A 20,030-nucleotide genomic window follows, 5' to 3' on the forward strand; every position below is an offset into this window, starting at 1 on the left:
CGCGGAGTTCCCGGTGGGCCCGGCGTGATCGGCGGGCACGCCGGGTCCGGTTCGGGGACCGATGCCGTTGCCGAGGTGCCCGCCGGCGCTCCGCCCCCCGTTCCGGTGGGCACGTCCCCTCTCCGACGGGGCAGTTGGAGCGGGCGGGCGACCCGGGGGTACGACGGCGATGTGGGTGGCAGACCGGCTGCGGGCTGTGGCGCGACGAGGACCGCGCGAGCCGACACCCGCGCGACCGGCACCAGCTCCACCGGCCGGCGTCCGGGGTGCCGCGGTTCCTGCTCGGCCTGTCGCGCCGCCGGGGCTGCGGAAGCGGTCCGCTGCCGACCGCATCGGTTTCACGTACGCCCTGGCCAGGGAGCTGGACGGTCCCGGCTTCCACCACAACGTGCCGGCCGGCTCCCCCGCGGACGCGCGCCCGGGACGACCGCGCCGACCGTCCCCCTCGATCCGGCGCGCTCGCTCGCCCGAAGAAGACGGCACCCGTGCGCAGGCGCACCACGCAGCGCACCGGCTCCGCCCCGGTCCTGGCCGCGGTGCGCGACCCGACCCGGGCGGAGCTGGTCACCGAGGCCGTCCGTGCCGTGCCGTGCCGGAAGAAGTCGCCGGCCGCTGCCGAGGACGGCCGAAGCCACCTGCCCCGCGTACCGACCGCCATCCCGGTGGTCGACCAGGTGCGGCCCGAGTATGCCGCCCGGCACCGTGTGCCGTGTCACAGACAACGGGTGCGGCTCTGTGGCAGCTTCAGCGCAATCTTCAACGCCTCCATGTCCCATCGGAGTTGATGAAGATCCGCTCCGGGAGCATTCCCGCTCGGGACGGTCTGCCCCGCATGTGGAGAGGATCGAATGAGCACTTTGGAAGCCCCAACGCTCGACCAGGTGGTCGACACGGCTCGCTATCCCCTGTCGGACCCCGAGAGCGCCGAGGGACAGGCCGTGGTCTGTCGCGCCCGGCACGAGTTGGGGACCCTCGGCTGCACCGTACTGCCGGACTTCGTCCGCCCGTCGCTCCGCGAAGTCCTGCGCCAGGAGTGCTCGGCCATCGCCCCCCGGGCCCACTACGACGTCGAAACCGTCAACGTCTACAACATCGCGGTGGACTCGGCGCTGCACGAGGACCACCCCGGCCGGCGCACCTTCCAGCGGGGCAACGCCTTCGTCGCGCGGGACCGCGTCCCTGGGAGCTCCCTCATCAGCAGGCTCTACTCCCACCAGGTATTCCAGGACTTCATCGCTCGCTGTTTCGGGCTGCCGCAGCTCCACGAGCTGGCAGACCCGCTGGCCGGGCTGGTTCTCAATGTCGTCGCGCCCGGCATGGAGCACCCCTGGCACTTCGACACCAACGAGTTCACCGTCAGCATGCTCACTCAGCAGGCGCAGGCCGGCGGCGTCTTCGAGTACTGCCCGAACATCAGGTCCGCGCACGACGAGCGCTTCGACGACGTCCGGGACGTCCTGGACGGCCGTGGCGAGCGGCTGATCCGGAGCCTGCCCCTGCAACCCGGTGACCTGCAGCTGTTCAAGGGCCGTTACGCGCTGCACCGGGTGAGCCCCGTGCGCGGCGGCATCGCCCGCCACTCCGCGATATTCGCCTACAGCGAGCGCCCCGGCGTCATCGGGAGCGTGGCACGGACCCGGCAGCTCTTCGGCCGCGTCCTGCCCGAGCATCTGGCGGCCGAGGGCCGGGCCGTGCGGGGTGACCTGCTGCTGGACTAGCGGTGTCCCCCTGCCCCGATCCCGCTCCGCGACCACCGCTCCGCGGCCCCCGCGCTGCGATCCCCACCAAGCGACCAATGGAGGAGTAGACCCTGTGCGTTTCGACGCGACCGGGAAAGTCTCGCTCGACCACATCTACACCCAGCCCGATCCGCGCAGCTATTTCGGCGTGCTGCACCCGCTCGGCTACTGCATTCCCCAGCAGGCCAAGCCCTACTTCGCGAAACTCATCAAGGAGTACCGCGACTCGCAGCACGTCGAGGTCCCCACGGTGCTGGACATCGGCTGCTCCTACGGAATCAACGCCGCCCTGCTGAAGTACGACGCGACCATGGACGAGCTGTACGCGCGCTACGCCGGCCGGGAGCGTGCGGGAGAGAGCCGCGAAGCCCTGCTGGCCCACGACCGGGAGCTGGCCCGCTCGCGCCGCCCCGCGCGGCCCGTCCGCTTCGTCGGCCTCGACACCTCCGGCAGCGCGCTGTCCTACGCGCTCGACGCCGGGTTCCTGGACGACGCGGTCCACGCCGACCTGGAGGAGCGCGAGCCCACACCGCGCCAGCGCGCCCAGTTCGCCGGGACGGACCTGGTGATCTCGACGGGCTGCCTCGGCTACGTCACGGAGCGCACGCTCACCCGGGTCGTCCGGGCACAGGGCGCCCGCCGGCCCTGGATGGCGCACTTCGTCCTGCGGATGTTCCCCTTCGATCCCGTCGAGCGCGCGCTGGCCGAGCTGGGGTACCGGACCGTCCGTGCCGAAGGGCTGTTCAGACAGCGCAGGTTCGCCTCTTCCCAGGAGCAGGCGCTCGTGCTGGACAGGATGTCGGCCGCCAGGGTGAATGCGCGGGGCCTGGAGGCGGAAGGCTGGCTGTACGCGCAGCTCTACCTCTCCCGGCCCGCCGACGGGTAGCCACCGGTCCAACCAATCGAATCGAGAGCAGAATTGAACACCAGTCAGGACATGCCTGCCATGACGACCTTCTCCCAGGAGGCCGGCCTGCCGCGCGTGCCGCTGCCCACACTCGAGGCGAGCTGCGAGAGGTTCCTCGCCTGGTGCGCGCCGCTGCTCACCGCCGAGGAGCTGGCGGCGACGGAGGCCGAGGTGGCCGCCTTCCTCCGGCCGGGCGGCCAGGGCCGGGTGCTGCACGCGGCGCTGGAGGAGTACGACGCGGCACAGGGCGTACACAGCTGGCTCGACACCTTCTGGCCGTACCGCTACCTGGGCCGCCGGGACCGGATCGCGCTCAACGCCAACTTCTTCTTCCTGTTCAAGGACACCGGCCGGCCACAGGTGGAGCGCGCCGCCGGGCTCATCGCGGGGGCCGTCGACTACAAGCGGCAGCTCGACCGGGAGCTGATTGCGCCGGTGGTGCAGCGCGGGCAGCCCCAGTCGATGGAGCAGAACAAGTACCTGTTCTCCGCGACCCGTATCCCCGGCGCGGAACAGGACACCGTGCGCAGCCCCTACACCGACCAGTGGCCGGGCCCGTCCTCGGCCCGGCACATCGTGGTGTTCTTCCGGGGAGGCATGTTCCGCCTGGACGTGCTCGGCCCGGACGGCGTCCCGCACAGCCTCGAAGACCTCGAGGCAGGTCTGCACGCGGTGATGAAGGCCGGCGCCGAACCGGCCCCCGCGGACACCTCGGTGGGCCATCTCACCACCATGGCCCGCGCTCAGTGGGCGGCGGCCCGCCGGGCGCTGCTCGCCTGCCACCCCCGCAACGCGGACGCGCTCGACGACGTCGAGACCGCCCTGTTCTGCGTCTGCCTGGAGGACTTCGCCCCCGCGGACACCCAGGATGCCTGCGACCAACTGCTCTACGGCGACCGCGGCAACCGCTGGTTCGACAAGGCGGTGTCCTTCGTCGTCTTCGCCGACGGCCGCGCGGGCATCAACGTGGAGCACTGCGAGCTGGACGGCACCACCGTCCTCCACTTCACCGACGCCCTGCTGACCACCCCGGCCGAGGAGCACTCCCGCCGGTCCGGCGCCCGCTCCCAGGGGCTGCCGGCGCTGGAGCCGGTCGTCTTCGAACTTGACGACACCCTGCGGGCCCAAGTGCGCTCGGCCGCTGACGCGTTCGCGGCGTACGGAGACGACACCGCCACCCGCATCGTGTCCTTCGACGACTTCGGCAGCAGTACGGCCAAGGCCCTGGGCGTCTCGCCCGACGCGTTCGTCCAGGTCGCCTATCAGCTCGCCCACCAGCGCGCCAAGGGACACCTGGGCGCTACGTACGAGTCGATCGCCACCCGCCAGTACCGGCGCGGGCGGACCGAGGCGATGCGTGTCGTCACCCCCGAGATGCGCGAGTTCGTCGCGGCTGCGACCGACCCGGCGGCTGACGCCGCCACGCGGCGCACCGCGTTCCGGGCGGCCGCCCACCAGCATGTGACGCGCGCGAAGGAATGCCAGCGCGGAGAGGCACCCGAGCAGCACCTGTGGGAACTGGAACTGATCCAGCGACGGCGCGGGGCCGAGCTGGGGGTGACCGAGCAGCCCGCGCTGTACCGCACTCCGGGGTGGCTGACGATGCGGGACGACTACCTGAGTACCAGCTCCGCACCGTCCGACAACATCCAGTACTTCGGCTTCGGGGCGACGAGTGAGCGGTGTATCGGCGTCGCGTACGTGCTGCTGCCGGAGCGGTTCAACCTCTATCTGAGCACACCGCGGGGGGTGGCCGACCAGATGCGGGTGTTCGCGGACCGCCTGCGGGAGGCGGTCGGCGAACTGCGGGAGCTGCTGGCGGCCTGACCGGCAGGCAAAGGGGGCTGCCACCGCGCGCCGGGTGGCAGCCCGGCGCGCGGTGGCCCCGCCGTGAGCGGCGCAGCCCGGCGTCCGCGGGCCCGCCGTGAGCGGCTCGCTCGTCAGGGCCGCGCGGACCTGCCGGGCCATCGGGCTCCTTCTTGCCGAGCGCCCACGGCCGCTCGTGCGGCCCTTGTCTTGGTCCCCGGTTCGCCGCTCCGGCGCACGGCTGTCACGCCCCTCGTCCGCCGCAGGCGTCGGTACGAAGACGCTTGGGCGGCAGGACGACGAGACCCGGGCGCCCGGGACCGGCCGCACCGGCCGCACCGGCCGCACCGGCCGGAGCCGGGCGCAGCCGGGCGCAGCCGGGCGCAGCCGGGCGCAGCGGGAGGTTACGGTCAGGGGCGCGGGAGATCACGGGGAAGGCGCGGCGCCCAGGACCGGAGTGCTTCCGGGACGCGGCGCCCCGGCGGGCGTCAGCGGGGGGCGGGTCCGCTCATCACCGTCGCCCAGCTGCCGTCATGGACCGTGTACACCGTCAGGCGGCGGGTGACCGTGTCGCCGGCGCCGTCGAAGGCGACGGGGCCGGTGACACCGTCGAAGTCCAGCCGCGCCACGGCCTGCGGCAGTTTCGCCCGGGCGTTGCGCGGGAGGGTGCCGTCGTTGGCCCTCACGACGGCCTTCACCGCCTCGATGAGGGTCCAGGTCGCGTCGTAGGCGTAGGGGCCGTACCAGCCGGCCGCCTCCGGGTAGCCCGCCTTCCGGTACCGGGCCAGGAAGTCCCGCCCGGCCGCCGACTCCTGTGCGGGGACGCCGATGTGGGTCGCGAGGTCGCCCTCGGCCTTGGGGTTCGCCGTGAGGTACTGCTGGTCGAAGATGCCGTCGCCCCCCACCAGGGGGATGTTCACCCCGGCCTGCTTGAGCTGCTGGGAGAGCGGTGCCGCGGTGTCGTGGTAGCCGCCGAAGTAGACGGCGTCGGCGCCCGAGGTCCGCACCCTCTCGGCGAGGCCGGCAAAGGCACGTTCCGCGGGATCGACCTGCTCCGTACCGACGACCGTCCCGCCGAGCTTCGTGAATGCGGCCGTGAAACCGGTGGTGAGGGCGGTGCCGTGGGCGCTCGCGTCGTCGATCACGTAGAGCTTGGTCTTCTTCGCCTCGCCGTGCAGGTACCGGGCGGCGAACGGCCCCTGGTCGACGTCCGTGGCGATGGTGCGGAAGTAGGTGGAGTACGGGCGGGACGTGGTGCCCGCGGCCCAGTCGGGGCCCATCGTCAGCACGGGGTCGGTGTTGCCGGGTGACACGTTGACCACGTCCGCCCGCGCGAGCGGTGCCACCAGGGTGCGGGCGACACCGGAGTTGAGGGGTCCGACAACCCCCAGCACCTTCTCGTCGGACACGAACCGGGCGGCGTTGGGCCCTCCCCTGGCGGGGTCGGCGCCGTCGTCCAGGGCCTTGATCTCGAAGCGTACGCCGGGGACGTGCCGGGTTTCGTTGGCGGTCCTGACCGCCAGATCGGCGGAGTTCCTGATACCGACGCCCATCGAGGACAGCCCGCCGCTGAGCGGTGCGTCCACCCCGATCACCACCGTGACGGACGAGGCCCCCGAGCCGGAGCCGACCGCCCCGCCGGGGCGTGCGCCGTCGTCACGGATGAGGGTCCAGGTCAGGACCGAGCCCGTGACGAGCGTGGCCAGCGCCGCGCCCAGGAGCGGGGAGCGCCAGGTGAAGGCCGGCCGCCGGGCGGAGGGTCGCTCGCCGCGCCGTGTCTTGGCCGTCGCCCCGAGCGTGACCGCGGCCGGCTCCTCGGACGGGGGCACGGGCGGATCCTCGGCCGGGGGCACGGGGCGCCGCGGGGTGCCGGCGGCCCCGGAGTCCGGGGCCGTGGGGGTCTGGTGTGGCGGCGTCGTCGACGGTGCCCGCTCCGGCGCCGTCGAAGCGGAAGCGTGCTCCGCCGCCGCGTCCGGTTCCGGTACGGGGGCCGTCCCCGGGTCGGGCGCGGGCGCGGGCCCCGGCTCGTGCCCGGCGGACGCGTCGGTCCGGGGCGGGGACGACCGCAGCACCGACGCCAGCATCTCGGCCGCTTCCCCGGCGCCCGCGCGCCGCGCCGGGTCCTTGGTGAGGAGCGCGTCCAGCACGGGCGCCAGCGGGCCGGCGTGGGCCGGCGGCCGGTGCGGGCGGGTGAACACGGCCACGGCCAGGGCGTGGAGCCCGTCCGCGTCGAACGGCGGGTGTCCCTCGACGGCGTGGTAGAGGGTGGCGCCGAGTGCCCACAGGTCGTTGGCGGGGGTCGGCCGCTTGCCCTCCAGCTGCTCCGGCGGCATGTACTGCGGCGTGCCGATGACGGTCCCGGTGTGACTCAGCCTGGTCGTGGCGTCCGCGAGGTGGGCGATGCCGAAGTCGGTGAGGACGACGCGGTCCTTGGTCAGGAGCACGTTGTCCGGCTTGATGTCGCGATGGATGATCCGCGCTCCGTGTGCCTCGGCCAGCGCGTCGAGCATGGCAGCGCCGATCTCGGCCACCCGCTGCACGGGCAGCCGGCCCCGGCTGCGGATGGCGGCGGCCAGGGACTGCCCGCGGATCAGCTCCATGACGATGACGGGGGCGCCGCGGTGCTCCACGACGTCATGGACGGTGATGATCCCGGGGTGGCTGAGCGTGACCGCTGCGCGGGCCTCGCCGGTGAACCGCCGGACCAGCTCGGCGCGGTCGCCGTCGTCCATGCCCGGCGGGAAGAGGATCTCCTTGACGGCGACCTCGCGTCCGAAGAGCTGCTGGTCGACGCCACGCCAGACCCGGCCCATACCGCCCTGGCCGATGCGTTCGACCAGCTGGTACCGGCCTGCGACGAGTTCAGGATGCTGCTCGGTCACGCGCACACTCCAGGTCCTGCTGAGCCGATCAGGTGACGGGAGCGTAGCCTGCCCCGGGCGGCTGCCTTTCCCGCCGTCCCAGGCCGCCGGGCCGCCGGCCCCGGCCCCTCTCCTCAGCCCCCCGGGGGGACGTTCCCCGTACTCCGTCAGGGGGGTGGGCCCGGCGGCGGGTCAGGCGGATGTGGCGGCGCCCTGCCGCCCGTCGCGTGGTGCGGACGGCCGAGGCGTCGGATCGCTCGGGCGCGTGCCCCCGGGCCGGTCGTCGCGGAGACGGCGCGCACTCACGGGGCGGGGCGGGCGTGGACGCTGACGGCGTAGCCGCAGCCGTGGTGGTAGGGAGCGCCGCTCCAGGTGGCGTAGCGCCGGCGCAAGGCCAGTCCGGCCCGCTCGCACCAGTGGTCGAACTCGGTCAGGGTCACCGGAGGTTCGGGCAGCGGCAGGTGGGCTGCGTCCAGTCCCATGCCGGTGACCAGCAGACCGCCGGGGCGCAGTGCGGCGGCCAGTTGCCGGACCACAGCCGGTTCGGTGCCGGGGGCCAGCAGGGGGATGACGTTTCCGGCGGCGAGCACCAGGTCGAAGCCCTGAGGCAGGCCGAGGGTGTCCAGACGGGCCAGGTCGCCCAGGAGCCATTCCTGCGTGGGGGCGTCTCGGCGGGCTACGGCGAGCATCGAGGGGTCGATGTCCACGCCGGTGCAGTGGTGGCCCAGCTCCGCGAGTCGGATCGCGATCCGACCGGTGCCGCAGCCGGCGTCGAGAATCCGGGCGGCGGGCTTCAGCAACGCGGCGCAGAAGGCGGCCTCGCCGTGGATGTCGTGACCTGATGCGGCGAGCTGCGCGAAACGCCGGGCGTACTCCTCTCCGGCCTGTCCGCCGGTCAGGTCCGCCCAACGCTCGCGTTGCCCAGTCATGTTCGAAGTGCCTTCCGGTCAGCCTCGCCCGGCAGGCGAGGACGGTGCCCTCACCCTAGGTGCGGCCGTAAGTGTGCACCTCGCGGTACCGGAAAGGTACGGCGGGCCCCGCACGCCCGGAGGACCGGGCCCCTCGGCACCAGCACGAAGTCCCGGCGGGTCCGGCCCTCCTGGGGCCGGACCGGGCTCCTGGCGTACGGGTGTTGCCGGTGGCAGGTCTCAGAAGTCGAGCAGAGTCGTGACGCGGGAGTCGGCCACGCAGCTGTTCGGGAACGTCTGCTCGTAGGAGACCCGGTTGCCCTCCCACACGCCGTCGGCTGTGAGGGTGACGGGAGCGTAGATGTGCGGGCAGACGCGGTCCGGGTCGTCGTTCAGGGTGAGCGCGGGCCGGCCTTGGGCGCGTTCCAGGTCCGCGCATGCGGCCTCGGCATTCGGATGGGTCCCGCCGGCGGTCGGGTTGCAGGTGAGGGTGACCGCCCGTTCGACGGTCGCTGTCGCCGCGCTCTCGCCCCGACCGATGGTGAGCACCATCGCGGAGGGCGCGTACAGGCTGTGGGGCGTGGCGGCCGCGGCAGTGCCGGCTGTCGGAGCGAGGACGCCGACGACCATGCCCGCGGGGCAGATGATCTTGGTGGCAGAACGACGCATCAGAGTCTCCGTTCTTCTCGACTGCGGAGCTTGCAGCGTTGCTCAGAAGCCGCCGGGGCATCACATCGACGCCCCTCGCTTCGGCCATCGGATACGGGGGAAACTGGCCCGAAAGCGCGATCCCGGCGCGGTGGAGTGTGCAGCGGTGCGGGTTTAGCGGCAGTTCGTCCGCGTGAGCTGTCGCCGAGCCGGGCGTCTTACCGCCGTTGATGAGCCGTGACTTCTCGACCGAGTTCGCACCTTTCGGGCCGTTACGGGGGAAGGCCGGCTGAAGCGGCAGGAAAACCTGCCGGGTCGGGTCTTTGCGTCAGGCCGGCACGCCACCGCCGGGAGTCGGGTCGACGGGTCGACGGCCCGACAGGCTCTCAGCCGAGGGCCGTGGCAACACCCCTGAGCAGCAGTCCGCACCCCAACGTCAGGACGACGACGGCCGAGACCATCGGTGCGGTTCGGCCGACCAGCGAGAAGAGCCTGCCCTGCGGTCGCAGTGCCAGCCTGCGCATGGTGGTCTCACGCAGGCGGACCACCGCGAACCCGGCTGCCGCCAGCGTGAGCGCGAGTCCGGCACCGTAGGCGATGACCAGCAGGAACCCGAACCATGCCTGGCCGAGTGCGGCCGCCCCCACCAGAACGACGACCGCCGAGGGGCTCGGAACCAGTCCGCCTGCGAGACCCATCAGGACCACCCCACGCAGGCCGGGAGCGGGAGGGACATGCGAGTGCCCGTACGTGTGGTCGTGGTGGTGACCGTGCGCGTGGTGGGGGCCATGGTCGTGACCGTGCGCGTGGTCGTGACCGTGGTGGGGGTGGCCGTGAGGGTGGGGGTGGCCGGGTGCGTCGCCGCCACGGCGCCGTTGGTGCCCCTCCTGCTCGTCGTGCTCGCGACGGCGGGGCTGGCGCCGGCCACGATCGCCGTCGTGGTGGTGGCCGGGGCCTGCGGGTACGGGCGCCGCGGCGGGCGGGCTCCCCGCAGCGCCGTGTCCGACCCCGGCCGCGGCCAGTGCCGGCACCCGCTCCGCGGCGGGCTCGTCCGTACACCCGGCGGCCTGCGCAGGACCACCACCAGCACGCCCGCAGTCACCATCGTGGCCGTGGCCGTGCCCGTAGTCGTGCCCGTGCCCGTGATCGTGCCCGTGGCCGTGTGGTGCGCGGCGCCGTCGCCATGCCCTGCGGACGAGCAGGAGTCCCGCGGCGGCCACCAGCCCGCCGCTCGCCACCGTCAGCCAGGAGACCACCGTGGGCGCGGCCGCCGAGCCCACGGTGATCAGCGCCCCCAGGGCGAAGACGCCCAGCGTGTGTGTGAGGGTCACCGACGCGCCGAGCGTGAACACATCACGCAGCGAGGTCCGGCCGCAGGCCGTGGCGGCGGCAGCCATCATCGTCTTGCCGTGGCCCGGTGCCAGCGCGTGCAGGGCGCCGAGGCACAGGGCCGCGGCGAGTGCGAACGCCGCGAAGCCGACGGTCAGTTCGTGACGGGCCACCAGTCCGGTCAGGGCCTCGGCCCAGCGGTCCGCGCCACGCGGCAGCACGCCCGCCACCGGTGATCCGTTCCTGTCCGCCCCGCCGCCGTCGGCGAGGGCCGGCCCGCCGGGCCGGACCGTGAAGGCGGTCTGCGTGTGCTCGGGCGGCGAGGAGAGGAGGTCGTCGGGGTAGGCGGTCAGCCGACGCGACACGGACTGCTGCGGCACGTCCGAGCCGTGGAGGGTCATTCCGTCACCGCGCCCGGTGATTTCCCGCCAGCCTCCCACGGTCGACGAGTCCGCGGGCCGGTAGGCGATGCGGAGGTCCTCGCCGGGTGCCAGCGGTGCCGTCAGCTCACAGGTCACACGCAGTGTCTTCAGTCCGGCCTGCCCGGGACGCTCCTCGGCGCGCGCCCGGCCGGCCGTGACGGTCGTCCGCTCTTCCCCACCGACGACGAGCCGTGCTCCGCGCGCCGCCGTGTCGCATCGCGTGCGGGCCCACGCCGACAGTTCGGCCTCGGCCGGACGGCCGTTGCGGTCGGTGTCGATGCGGGGCAGTTCCTGCGCGGCGGGGATCTCCGCCAGATCCTCCACATGGTCCACGCGCAACCGGCCCGGCGAGACGACGATGCCGTCGTACTGGCTCACCGTGAAGTTCCCGAGGGGGTGCGCGACGGCTGCCCCGGCGGGCCCCAGCGCGAGCGCGGTGCCCGCCATGAGCACGGCCAGGACGCCGGCGGCGGCGCGGCACCTCATGACGCGCTCCGCCCGCTCGGGCCCGCCGGGTCCGGCAGGGTCTTCAGCGCGGCTTCGGCCCGGCGCGCCCCGAGGGGCGAGAAGCCGGGGTTCAGATCGAGTGCCGCGCGCAGATGGCGCGCGGCCTGTGTGCCGTCACCGAGGGCGCGTTCGATCATGCCCAGGTGGTAGAGGAACGACGCGTCGCGGTATCCGGGCGAGGGCGCCGTCGCCTTCTTCGCGTAGACGAGGGCCTCCCGGTGCCGGCCGTTGACGTGGAGTGCCCATCCGAGCGCGTCAGCGGTGTGCACGGTCTCGCGGCGTTTCCACTCGGCGCGCGCCGAGGCCAGTGCCTCGGCGGGATCTCCGTGGTCGGCGGCGACGAGGGCCGACTCCAGGTCGCCGGCGACACCGTTGGCGTCCGCCAGCCGCATCCAGGTGCCGGCCAGTTCGTACTGCCGAGCGGCCTCGGCCCGGTCCCCGGCCGCCTCGTGCAGCTCCCCCAGTGCCGCCACCCGCCCCGGCAGCGGCTGGCGCCGGGCGGCCTCCTCGAGAGCTTTCAGCGCCTTGCGCTCCTGCCCTTGTGCGGCATGGGTGCGCCCGAGCCCCTCCTGGGCCGGCACGTGCTGCGGATCGGCGCGCAGTGCCACGGCGAAGTGGTCGAGGGCCTGCCGGTACCGGCCCCGGCTGAAGTCCAGTTGGCCGAGCGCGGTGGCGACGTACGCCCGGTCCGCCGCGGCCGTCGCGGACCTCAGGGCCCGCGTCAGCACACGCCTGGCTCCTTCCGTGTCGCCGCGCAGTTCGAGCACGTACGCGTAGCGCGTGAAGACCGGGATGCCGGGACGGCGGCGGTCGGCGAGCCGCACGGCCCGGTACGCCTCGTCGTACCGCCCGAGTTCGACGAGCGCGTCGACCCGGCCGGCGAGTGCCCGCTCGCTGTACTCGTTCACCCGCAGGGCACGGTCCGCGAGGTCCAGCGCGGATGCGAAGTCGTGCCGGGCGGCGGCCAGCACGGCCTGTCCCGCGAGCGCGGCATCGTTTTCGGCGGCGGGACGCAGCGCGAGTGAACGCGTGAACGCCTTCTCGGCCTTCGGGTAGCGCGTCGGATCGCCGCTGGTCCTTGCCTGTTCGACGTACGCGACGCCGAGCGTCGCCCACCCGGCGGCGTCCTTGGGCTGTGCGTCGAGGTGTTGTTGCAGGGCAGCCGTTCCCCGTCCGAGGTCGTCCGCCGGCAGCCGTTCCAGGGGGGCTCCCGCGGCGAGCGCGGGTGCGTTCCGTGCCGGGCGGCCAAAGTCGGCGCCCGGGCCGAGGACCACCGAGGCGGCGGTGAGTCCCAGGGCCACGGCCGCAGCGGCGGCGGCGGTCCGCAGGTGCGGGCCGGTCCCCCGCTCACGTCCTCGCGTGAGCAGAAGCTTCCGTACGGGCATGTGTGTCGACTTCCTCGGTCCGGTCGTGGCGGGAGGGGGCCCGGCGGCGCCGCCGTGGGGGGTGGAGGGTGCCGCCGGGCCGTTCGGGGTGCTGTGTCCCGTCGGGTCAGCCGAGCCAGGAGCGGCTCGCGGTGCGGCGGCGCGAACGCAGCCAGAAGGCTCCGAGCACGGCCACCAGCAGGGCTGCGGCGCCTCCCGCGGCCAGCACGGTGCTGTCGTTCCACGATCCGGTGAGACCGGAGGCTCCGCCCGTCAGGCCGGTGGCGCTCTTCGTCCCGGTGCCGGCGGCTGTCCGGGTGTCCGACCCGGAGGCGGGCAGGGCGACGTAGGGGAAGGCGTGGCCGAACGCCTTGTCATTGGCGTCCACCGCGTCGCCCAGGTCGTTCTCGGAACCGACGAGTTCGCCCTCGACGGCCTGGAGCGCGATGTCGAGTACGTCGTCCGTCAGGCGCCGCCCGTTGGGGAAACCCGCGTTGTCGCCTTCCAGTACGCCCAGGCGCTTCGGCTCGCCCGTCGGCTTGACCGCCGTGTTCAGCCGCAGCATCTCGGACGGTGTGCCGCCGGGCGGCTGGTTGAGGTCCTTGACGCCGGTGAGGAACACCGAGACGAGGTCCTGGCGCGGCTCGGCGGGAGCCTTGATCTTGTAGAGGGCCTCGATGAGTTTCGGCAGCTCGGGCTCGGTGACGTTCTTCAGGAAGTCGCCGTCGTTTTCGGGTGAGGAGGCGTTGAACTTGTCCTTGTCCTTGACCGGGTTGACGACCTCGTTGACCAGCGGCATGCCGAGCCGCGACACCTGGGTCCAGTGCCCTTCGGCGTTCTGGCGCTCCGTCGTGGAGTAGATGCCGACGACCGGCTGGGACTCGGACTCTCGCAGGAAGGCGTTCGGCACCTGCAGGGCGATGGTGTTGACGTTGTATCCGCGGAGCGTGTCGTTGCCGACCTCCGACAGGTCGCCGCCGTACAACAGGTCGAAGACGCGCAGGTCGAGGAAGAACGGGTCGTCGGCCTGGCCTGCGAAGCTCTTCAGCCCGCCCGCGATCTGGTGGACGGCCTGGTCGCGCAGCTTCTGGTAGTCGGGCATGGACGCCTTGCCGACGTTCGCGGGGGCTGTCGGCAGGTCCTTGGCGAGTTGGTGCGAGGAGACCTCCTTGCCGTGCTCCAGCCGCAGGAGTTCGATGTCGTAGGTCTGGGTGAAGTTGAGGTCGGGGTCCTCCAGGCTCTCCACGGCACCCGTGTTGTGCAGGAAGGTGTTCTCGTTCTTCCGGTGGTCCTTGAACGTGTACCGGTACAGCAGGTCGTCCTGTGCGTCACCGTCGCTGTCGACGTGGATGCTGTAGCGGGCGTCCGCGGCGAACGGGAAGAAGTTCGGGCCGCCCGCAGGTTCCTGGAACGGCAGCCAGTTCGCCACGATCGTGGTGGTGTCGGGATGGTCCGGGCTGACGAAGGCGTACACGTCCGTGTTGTCGAACTGCGGCTGCCCCGATATCAACGGGGCCTCCCGGTGGCTCGATGCCGTCGCGGTCTGTGGCTCGAGCATCGCCGCACCGGCGGTCGACAGCCCGGCCGCGGCCAGCGCCCCGCAGGTGACCAGGGCAACGCTCCTGCGGGTCGGTCGAGGCCGTCGGCCCCAGCTGATTGGCGTCATTGCGTTCGTCCTTCGTCCAACTTCACGTCCGGGCGGGTTGTACGTCCAGTACGTACGCGACCGCCGTTCTGCTCGGTGTTGATCGCCACTACTTCCGCGCGTTGCGTCCCGCACGGGTGGGGGCAACATCGCCGCGGTGACCGTCGGGTCGGGCATCCGCGCAGGTCGGGTCCTGTGCGAGAGGGCGGGCGCAGGCTGTGAGGAGACGGTGTGTCGGATTGCACACGGACGGCAGAAGGTCCGCCTCGGCGGTCGCGAGCGCGGAGAGCGGCGGAAGGCCCGCGGTGGTCCTGGCGTGGGGGAGGCCCGGCGCCTTTGCGGCGACGGGGCCGGGTGGCGTGCGCGGCGTCCGGGTCGAGGTATGAGGTAAGGCCATGCGAAGTGGCCATCCGGACTACGCAGTTCCGTTCCAAGCCGTCGTGTTGGGCGGGCCCGCGTGCGCGGAACGGCTACGTCGCCGGCGAGGGCTGCGGAGCTGCGTCCGTCAGGGGCACTGAATCTGCTCGGCCGCCCACGGGGTCCGGCACAATCTGATGCTCCCCGGCGCGCCGCGCCCCGTGGACGGGACAGCAGCGCGTCCCGGGCACCCGGCCGTCACCTCGCCGCCCACCGGTCGCCACGGCTGGGGCCGGCACCCTGAACAGGGCGGCAGCCTCCGACCGGTCCCCGCCCTCCACCGGCGCGGACACCGCCGGCAACCGTACGGCTTCCTGCGCGTCCGGCGACCAGGTCCGCCAGTCCCCAGCAGATCACGCACACTCCGCCAACGAGCCCGACACCACGGCGTTTCGGACCTATGGGGCACCCGGGGCCTCCACGACCGGCCTTTTCGCCCGACGCGACGCACGCAACGGGCATCAGGGCGCGTGCCGCCTCCCAGGCGGCCGGATCATTGCGGCGCCCGGCAGGTGGTGTTGCCACCCGGAAACCGCGGCTGACAGCATTCCGGAGCCCGCGCACGATGCGGCGGCGGGGGCGACGGCCCAGACCCCTGCCGAGCCCCCCACCCGTTGTTCTGCCCCCGTGGGACGACCAACAAGGAGTACTCACCTCATGGTGCGATCGAAACTCCGGACGCTGCTGCCCGGCGCCCTGGGCGCCTTCGCTCTGCTCGGCGCCGCCGTCGCGGCCGCTCCGGACGCCACCGCGGCCGGTGCCTCGTCGGGCACCGCATCGGACATCACGCCGGTGGCGGCCTTCGGCTGTCCCTTGCGTGTGGTGGCCGCCGTGCGGCCGGGCTTGCGCAGGCACTGCCCGTGCAGTCGCCCGGCCTCGAGGTCTACTGAGGTGATCCCCGTGGTGTGTACGGGGGCAGTGCGGGCACTGGCCCGTCGAGTCGGGCGCTGATCGCGGTCACCGGGTCGGTGCCCTGGAGCAGGGCGGTCACCGCGTCCACCGTGGCGGCCGCGTACCGGCAGACCGTCGCATCGAGCGCCTCCTCGAGCCGATGGTGGTGAGCGTCGTAGGCATCTGCCCGGGCGCGGCCCTGGTCGACCTTGAGGTGGTGCATGCGGCCGCGCGTTCGGCACCCCCCATGAGCACGCCTGCGTCCGCTGCCCGATGCTCTGGCCCGACCCCGCTCAGCGTGACAGGCTCGTCGAGATCCGAGACAACCTCCTCGCCCGCGTGGCCGAGGCCGAACGCGAAGGATGGCAGTGGTTCGGCTTCCAGGCGTGGTCCATGGAGCGGGTCGCCGAGTCCTACCAGCAGACGGGTTACGCGCAGGGGAAGGAGGTGCTCGGCAAGTGGGTCGACTGGGCGCTCTCCGAGACGACCGGCAACCCCGACGGCAGGTTCCGGATCCCGTCCACGCTCCAGTGGTCCGGCAAGCCCGACACGTGGAACGCGGCGAACCCGGGCGCCAACGCCGGTCTGCACGTGACGGTGGCCGACTACACCCAGGACGTGGGTGTGGCCGGCGCGTACGCCAAGGTGCTGACGTACTACGCCGCACGGCCGGGTGACGCGGAGGCCAAGTCCGTGGCCAAGGCGCTGCTCGACGGGATGTGGGACCACCACCAGGACGCGCTCGGCATCGCGGTGCCCGAGACGCGTACCGACTACAGCCGGTTCGACGACCCGGTGTACGTGCCCAGCGGCTGGACGGGCACGATGCCGAACGGCGACACGGTCAACTCGTCGTCGACGTTCGCGTCGCTGTGTTCCTTCTACCAGGACGACCCTGCCTGGTAGAAGATCGAGAGCTACCTGGCGGGCGGCGCCGCGCCGGAGTTCACGTACCACCGCTTCTGGGCGCAGGCGGACATCGCCCTCGCCATGGGTGCGTACGCGGAGCTGCTCGAGTGACGGGCCACCGGTGAGCGCCCGCCCGTCGACCGGTCGCCGATGAGCGCGTCGCCACCGGCCAGACACTGAACCGACCAGTCATTGCAGGCGGAGCCGGGCGGCATCCAGCATGATGCCGCCCGGCTCCGTCGTGCGGGAGGGTGGTCCGGCCCCCCTCGGGTCGGACCACCCTCCCGGCGTCCTGGGCGTTGCCGATGCCAGGGTCAGATGTTGAACAGATTCGTGACTCGGGAGTCCGCCACGCAGCTGTTGGGGAAGGTCCGCTCGTACGAGACCCGGCGGCCCTCCCACACGCCGTCAGCTGTGAGGGTGACGGGAGCGTAGATCTGCGGGCAAGCGCGATCCGAGTCGTCGTTCAGGGTGAGCGCGGGCTGTCCATGAGCGCGTTCCAGGTCCGCGCATGCGGCCTCGGCGTCGGGGTGGGAGCCGCCGGCGGTCGGGTTGCAGGTGAGGGTGACCGCCCGTTCGACGGTCGCTGTCGCCGCGCTCTCGCCCTGGCCGACGGTGAGCACCATTGCGGAGGGCGGGTACAGGCTGTGGGGCGTGCCGGCTGCGGCAGAGCCGGCTGTCAGAGCGAGGACGCCGGCGACCACACCGGCGACGCAGGTGATCTTGGTTGCGGAGCGACGCATCAGAGTCTCCTTCTTCTCGACTACGGAACTTTCAGCGTTGCTCAGGAGCCGCGGGAACATCGCATCGACGCCCCTCACTTCGGACATCGGGAATTGGAGAACCTGGCCTGAAAGGGCGAGCCTGGCGCTACGGAGTTTGTGACGGTGCGTGTTTAGCGGCAGTTCGTCTGCGTGAGCCGTCACCGAGCCGGGCGGCCTTACGGCCGTTAATGAGCCGTGGCTTCTCGACCGAGATGGCACCTTTCCGGCCGATGCCGGAGAAAGGTTGGTTGAAGCGGCACAGAAATCCGCTGGTCGTGCCTTTCCGTCAATCTGTCACGCCACTGGGAGAGTCGAGCACCCTCGGGCCGCTGAAAAATCTTCCACAGCAACCGGTGAACGGCGCATGAATCTTCTGCCGGGACGCCCTGCCGTCCATGCCGACAGGACGATCTGCTTCGCGCGCAGTTGATTCTTCATGCAACTGTTGGCCGGATATCCGCCGATCCGTGGCCCGTGACAAATCTTTCGGCAACGTTGGTGGGATCCGGGGCAGTCGGATCTGACCCGTCAACTACGCGGAAAGACCGCCCGTATTGGGAGAGAGGGAACGCATGCGTACTCGTCGTCGATTTCTTCGAGGTGGAACTGCGGCACTCGCGGCGCTGGCCGTCGCCGGAACAACCGCTTCTGTGTACGGCGAAGGATCCCATCGGGCGAACCGAGCGGGGCAGGACAGCCCCGCCCGGACCCCCACGGCCGGCAAGCCGTTCGACGAAACGTACAAGGGCAGGCACATCCAAGGCCGACCGACCGATCACGGGCATCACGGGACCGAGAGCGGCTACCAAGTTCTGATAGACGGAACCGATCTCCACGTCATGCAGAACGGAGACGGGACGTGGGTCAGTCTCATCGACCACTACGAGGTTTTCGCGACTCCGCACGCCCTGGCACGGTCAGCGGTCGACAATCTGGCCGGCGCCGACCTCGTCCCCAGCACGGCACACCTGTGACCGTCCCGGAAAGGAGCGCCTGACATGGCCGTGCGAAAGAACCAGTCCACACTCACCTCGACCGAGAAGCGCGAGTTCGTCGACGCGGTCCTCGAGCTCAAAGGCGGCGGGCGCTATGACGAATTCGTGCGCACCCACAACGAATTCATCATGAGCGATACGGATCAGGGTGAACGAGTGGGGCACCGCTCCCCGTCCTTTCTGCCCTGGCACCGGAAGTTCCTGCTCGAATTCGAGCGGGAACTTCAACGGATCATCCCCTCCGTGACACTGCCCTACTGGGACTGGAGCACGGACGATACGCCCGGCTCTTCCCTGTGGGCCACGGACTTCCTGGGCGGTGACGGACGCAGCCGCGACGGCCAGGTGACGACCGGCCCGTTCGCGAGCCTGGCCGGAAACTGGTCGATCGACACCCGAGTGGACACCCGCCCCTTCCTGCGGCGCGCGTTGGGTGGCGGAGGAAGGGCATTGCCCAGGCCCGAGGACATCGAGGCGGTTCTGGCCGTTGAGACGTACGACACACCGCCTTGGAACAGCACCTCGCGGGGTTTTCGCAACCTCCTCGAGGGCTGGCGCGGCGTCAATCTGCACAACAGGGTGCATGTCTGGGTGGGCGGCCACATGGCGACGGGCGCGTCCCCGAACGATCCGGTGTTCTGGCTGCATCACGCCTTCATAGACAAACTGTGGGCGGACTGGCAGACACGGCATCCGGCATCGCGATATCTGCCCGACACCCCGACCGAGAACGTGGTGGATCTGAACTCCACCATGCGCCCCTGGAACGACGTCACACCACGCGACATGTTGGACCACACACAGTTCTACACATTCGACGCATAGAGGGGTGTCAACACGGTGTCCTGTGTGGTGCGGTGGATGAGCGCTTGTGGAAGCCTCGCCGCCCGGGTCCTCGACACACTTGTGTGTATCAGGGGAAGAGGAAGTTGGCGATGGTCGCGTCGATGACCTGTGAGACTGGGACGATCGAGGAGTCGTTGACGAAGGTCCGGTTCTGGAAGACCGCGACAAAGCGTCGGCCGGCCGACGCCTCCTTGATGATCGCCGCTTCCGAGGCCACCATGGTGCCGCTGTTCACCGGCCCCAGACCGATCTTCGACTGGAAGGTGGCGAACTGCACCGAGGTGTCGCGGTTGAGGAACAGGTGCAGCCGGGACACGTCCACTGCGTTGAACAGACGCTTGAGCATGGCCTCGTCGGAGGCCGCGTCGACAAGCGGCGTGTTCTCAGGGTCGGGGGCCTGGCCCGGGTCGACACCCGGAGCGCCTGCCGCTCCGGGACCGGCGGCCAGGAAGGTGAACAGCCGGGCCATCTGAAAGGCGGACGTCGCCGGCCTCGGACGCTCCCGCGGCGGCCTGACCACCAAACTCCACCTGGCCACCGAGCAGGGGCAGAAGCCCATGTCCATCGTGATCACCGGCGGGCAGCGCGGCGACTCCCCGCAGTTCGAGCCCGTCCTGAACAAGGTCCGCGTCGCCCGCCGGGGTTCGGGGCGCCCACGCACCCGGCCCGACCGGGTCCGCGCCGACAAGGCGTACGCGTCCCGCAAGAACCGTGCCTACCTGCGCCAACAAGGCATCCGCTGCACCATCCCGGACAAGGCCGACCAGGCCCGAAACCGCAAGAAGCTCGGCACGCGCGGCGGCCGACCGCCCAAGTTCGATGCCGAGGACTACAAGGCTCGGCACGCCGTCGAGCGCGGCATCAACCGTCTCAAGCGCCACCGGGCCGTCGCCACGCGATACGACAAGCTCGCGGTCCGCTACGAGGCGACCGTCCTCATTGCAGCCATCAACGAGTGGCTATGAGGTGACCTACTCCTAGTACTGCAACGGTGTTTTCCGTGACGGTTGGGCAGGTCGGTCGTTGGTCAGTTCATGGGTGGGGAGCTTGCTGATGTCCGATCGTGGGCTGG

16 protein-coding genes and 1 pseudogene are annotated in these 20,030 nt (G+C 71.6%); 8 read left to right on the forward strand and 9 right to left on the reverse strand.

Going from position 1 to position 20,030, the window contains the following annotated elements:
- Nucleotides 1-485 precede the first annotated feature (485 nt).
- The 4 genes from ACIQ7Q_RS34450 (at nucleotide 486) to ACIQ7Q_RS34465 (ending at nucleotide 4,473) form a co-directional block, all read left to right on the forward strand.
- The gene (locus ACIQ7Q_RS34450) at nucleotides 486-785 is read left to right on the forward strand and encodes a hypothetical protein (RefSeq protein WP_403871267.1); all 300 of its coding nucleotides are present in this window, start codon (nucleotides 486-488) and stop codon (nucleotides 783-785) included.
- A gap of 63 nt (nucleotides 786-848) precedes the next feature.
- Nucleotides 849-1,718 carry an arpA protein gene (locus ACIQ7Q_RS34455; protein WP_403871270.1) on the forward strand — a complete coding sequence of 290 codons (870 nt, stop codon included), beginning with the start codon at nucleotides 849-851 and terminating at the stop codon, nucleotides 1,716-1,718.
- 94 nt (nucleotides 1,719-1,812) lie between these two features.
- The gene (locus ACIQ7Q_RS34460; RefSeq protein ID WP_403871273.1) at nucleotides 1,813-2,625 is read left to right on the forward strand and encodes a class I SAM-dependent methyltransferase; all 813 of its coding nucleotides are present in this window, start codon (nucleotides 1,813-1,815) and stop codon (nucleotides 2,623-2,625) included.
- A gap of 60 nt (nucleotides 2,626-2,685) precedes the next feature.
- Complete coding sequence (locus tag ACIQ7Q_RS34465; RefSeq protein ID WP_403871276.1) at nucleotides 2,686-4,473, forward strand: choline/carnitine O-acyltransferase; 1,788 nt, start codon at nucleotides 2,686-2,688, stop codon at nucleotides 4,471-4,473.
- Between the two features lie 467 nt (nucleotides 4,474-4,940).
- On the opposite strand, the gene ACIQ7Q_RS34470 is transcribed toward ACIQ7Q_RS34465, so the two are convergent.
- The 7 genes from ACIQ7Q_RS34470 to ACIQ7Q_RS34500 all read right to left on the reverse strand — a co-directional run bounded on the left by ACIQ7Q_RS34470 (nucleotide 4,941) and on the right by ACIQ7Q_RS34500 (nucleotide 15,667).
- The gene (locus ACIQ7Q_RS34470) at nucleotides 4,941-7,334 is read right to left on the reverse strand and encodes an ABC transporter substrate-binding protein (RefSeq protein WP_403871278.1); all 2,394 of its coding nucleotides are present in this window, start codon (nucleotides 7,332-7,334) and stop codon (nucleotides 4,941-4,943) included.
- A 281-nt stretch (nucleotides 7,335-7,615) separates the two neighbouring features.
- Complete coding sequence (locus ACIQ7Q_RS34475) at nucleotides 7,616-8,242, reverse strand: class I SAM-dependent methyltransferase (RefSeq protein ID WP_403871281.1); 627 nt, start codon at nucleotides 8,240-8,242, stop codon at nucleotides 7,616-7,618.
- 219 nt (nucleotides 8,243-8,461) lie between these two features.
- The gene (locus ACIQ7Q_RS34480) at nucleotides 8,462-8,890 is read right to left on the reverse strand and encodes a subtilase-type protease inhibitor (protein WP_403871283.1); all 429 of its coding nucleotides are present in this window, start codon (nucleotides 8,888-8,890) and stop codon (nucleotides 8,462-8,464) included.
- 365 nt (nucleotides 8,891-9,255) lie between these two features.
- Nucleotides 9,256-11,106 (reverse strand): nickel transporter, encoded by a 1,851-nt coding sequence (locus tag ACIQ7Q_RS34485; protein ID WP_403871286.1) that lies wholly within the window; start codon nucleotides 11,104-11,106, stop codon nucleotides 9,256-9,258.
- Nucleotides 11,103-12,512, reverse strand: coding sequence for a tetratricopeptide repeat protein (locus tag ACIQ7Q_RS34490; RefSeq protein ID WP_403871289.1), 1,410 nt, complete (start codon nucleotides 12,510-12,512; stop codon nucleotides 11,103-11,105). Before ACIQ7Q_RS34490 ends, ACIQ7Q_RS34485 begins: the two co-directional genes overlap by 4 nt.
- A gap of 106 nt (nucleotides 12,513-12,618) precedes the next feature.
- Nucleotides 12,619-14,157 carry a DUF4331 domain-containing protein gene (locus ACIQ7Q_RS34495; RefSeq protein WP_403871292.1) on the reverse strand — a complete coding sequence of 513 codons (1,539 nt, stop codon included), beginning with the start codon at nucleotides 14,155-14,157 and terminating at the stop codon, nucleotides 12,619-12,621.
- A gap of 1,279 nt (nucleotides 14,158-15,436) precedes the next feature.
- The gene (locus ACIQ7Q_RS34500) at nucleotides 15,437-15,667 is read right to left on the reverse strand and encodes a hypothetical protein (protein ID WP_403871295.1); all 231 of its coding nucleotides are present in this window, start codon (nucleotides 15,665-15,667) and stop codon (nucleotides 15,437-15,439) included.
- Nucleotides 15,668-15,810: 143 nt separating this feature from the next.
- On the opposite strand from ACIQ7Q_RS34500, the pseudogene ACIQ7Q_RS34505 reads away from it, so the two are divergent.
- Nucleotides 15,811-16,464 (forward strand): annotated as a pseudogene (locus ACIQ7Q_RS34505) (glycoside hydrolase family 48 protein); the annotation flags it as partial.
- A gap of 203 nt (nucleotides 16,465-16,667) precedes the next feature.
- Here ACIQ7Q_RS34505 and ACIQ7Q_RS34510 read toward each other — a convergent pair.
- Nucleotides 16,668-17,096 (reverse strand): subtilase-type protease inhibitor, encoded by a 429-nt coding sequence (locus tag ACIQ7Q_RS34510; RefSeq protein ID WP_403871297.1) that lies wholly within the window; start codon nucleotides 17,094-17,096, stop codon nucleotides 16,668-16,670.
- A gap of 593 nt (nucleotides 17,097-17,689) precedes the next feature.
- Between ACIQ7Q_RS34510 and ACIQ7Q_RS34515 the strand changes: the two genes are divergently transcribed.
- Nucleotides 17,690-18,091 carry a tyrosinase cofactor gene (locus ACIQ7Q_RS34515; protein ID WP_403871300.1) on the forward strand — a complete coding sequence of 134 codons (402 nt, stop codon included), beginning with the start codon at nucleotides 17,690-17,692 and terminating at the stop codon, nucleotides 18,089-18,091.
- Between the two features lie 24 nt (nucleotides 18,092-18,115).
- The gene (locus ACIQ7Q_RS34520) at nucleotides 18,116-18,937 is read left to right on the forward strand and encodes a tyrosinase family protein (protein WP_403871303.1); all 822 of its coding nucleotides are present in this window, start codon (nucleotides 18,116-18,118) and stop codon (nucleotides 18,935-18,937) included.
- Between the two features lie 88 nt (nucleotides 18,938-19,025).
- Here ACIQ7Q_RS34520 and ACIQ7Q_RS34525 read toward each other — a convergent pair whose 3' ends face one another.
- A complete protein-coding gene (locus ACIQ7Q_RS34525) occupies nucleotides 19,026-19,427 on the reverse strand; it encodes a hypothetical protein (RefSeq protein WP_403871306.1) in 402 nt (133 codons plus the stop codon).
- Nucleotides 19,428-19,488: 61 nt separating this feature from the next.
- Here ACIQ7Q_RS34525 and ACIQ7Q_RS34530 point away from each other — a divergent pair, with 61 nt between their 5' ends.
- Nucleotides 19,489-19,923, forward strand: a complete 435-nt coding sequence (locus tag ACIQ7Q_RS34530; RefSeq protein ID WP_403871307.1) for a transposase — start codon at nucleotides 19,489-19,491, stop codon at nucleotides 19,921-19,923.
- Nucleotides 19,924-20,030: the final 107 nt, after the last annotated feature.

The sequence above is a fragment of the Streptomyces sp. NPDC096176 genome (genome assembly GCF_044763255.1).
Taxonomy (GTDB): Bacteria; Actinomycetota; Actinomycetes; order Streptomycetales; family Streptomycetaceae; genus Streptomyces.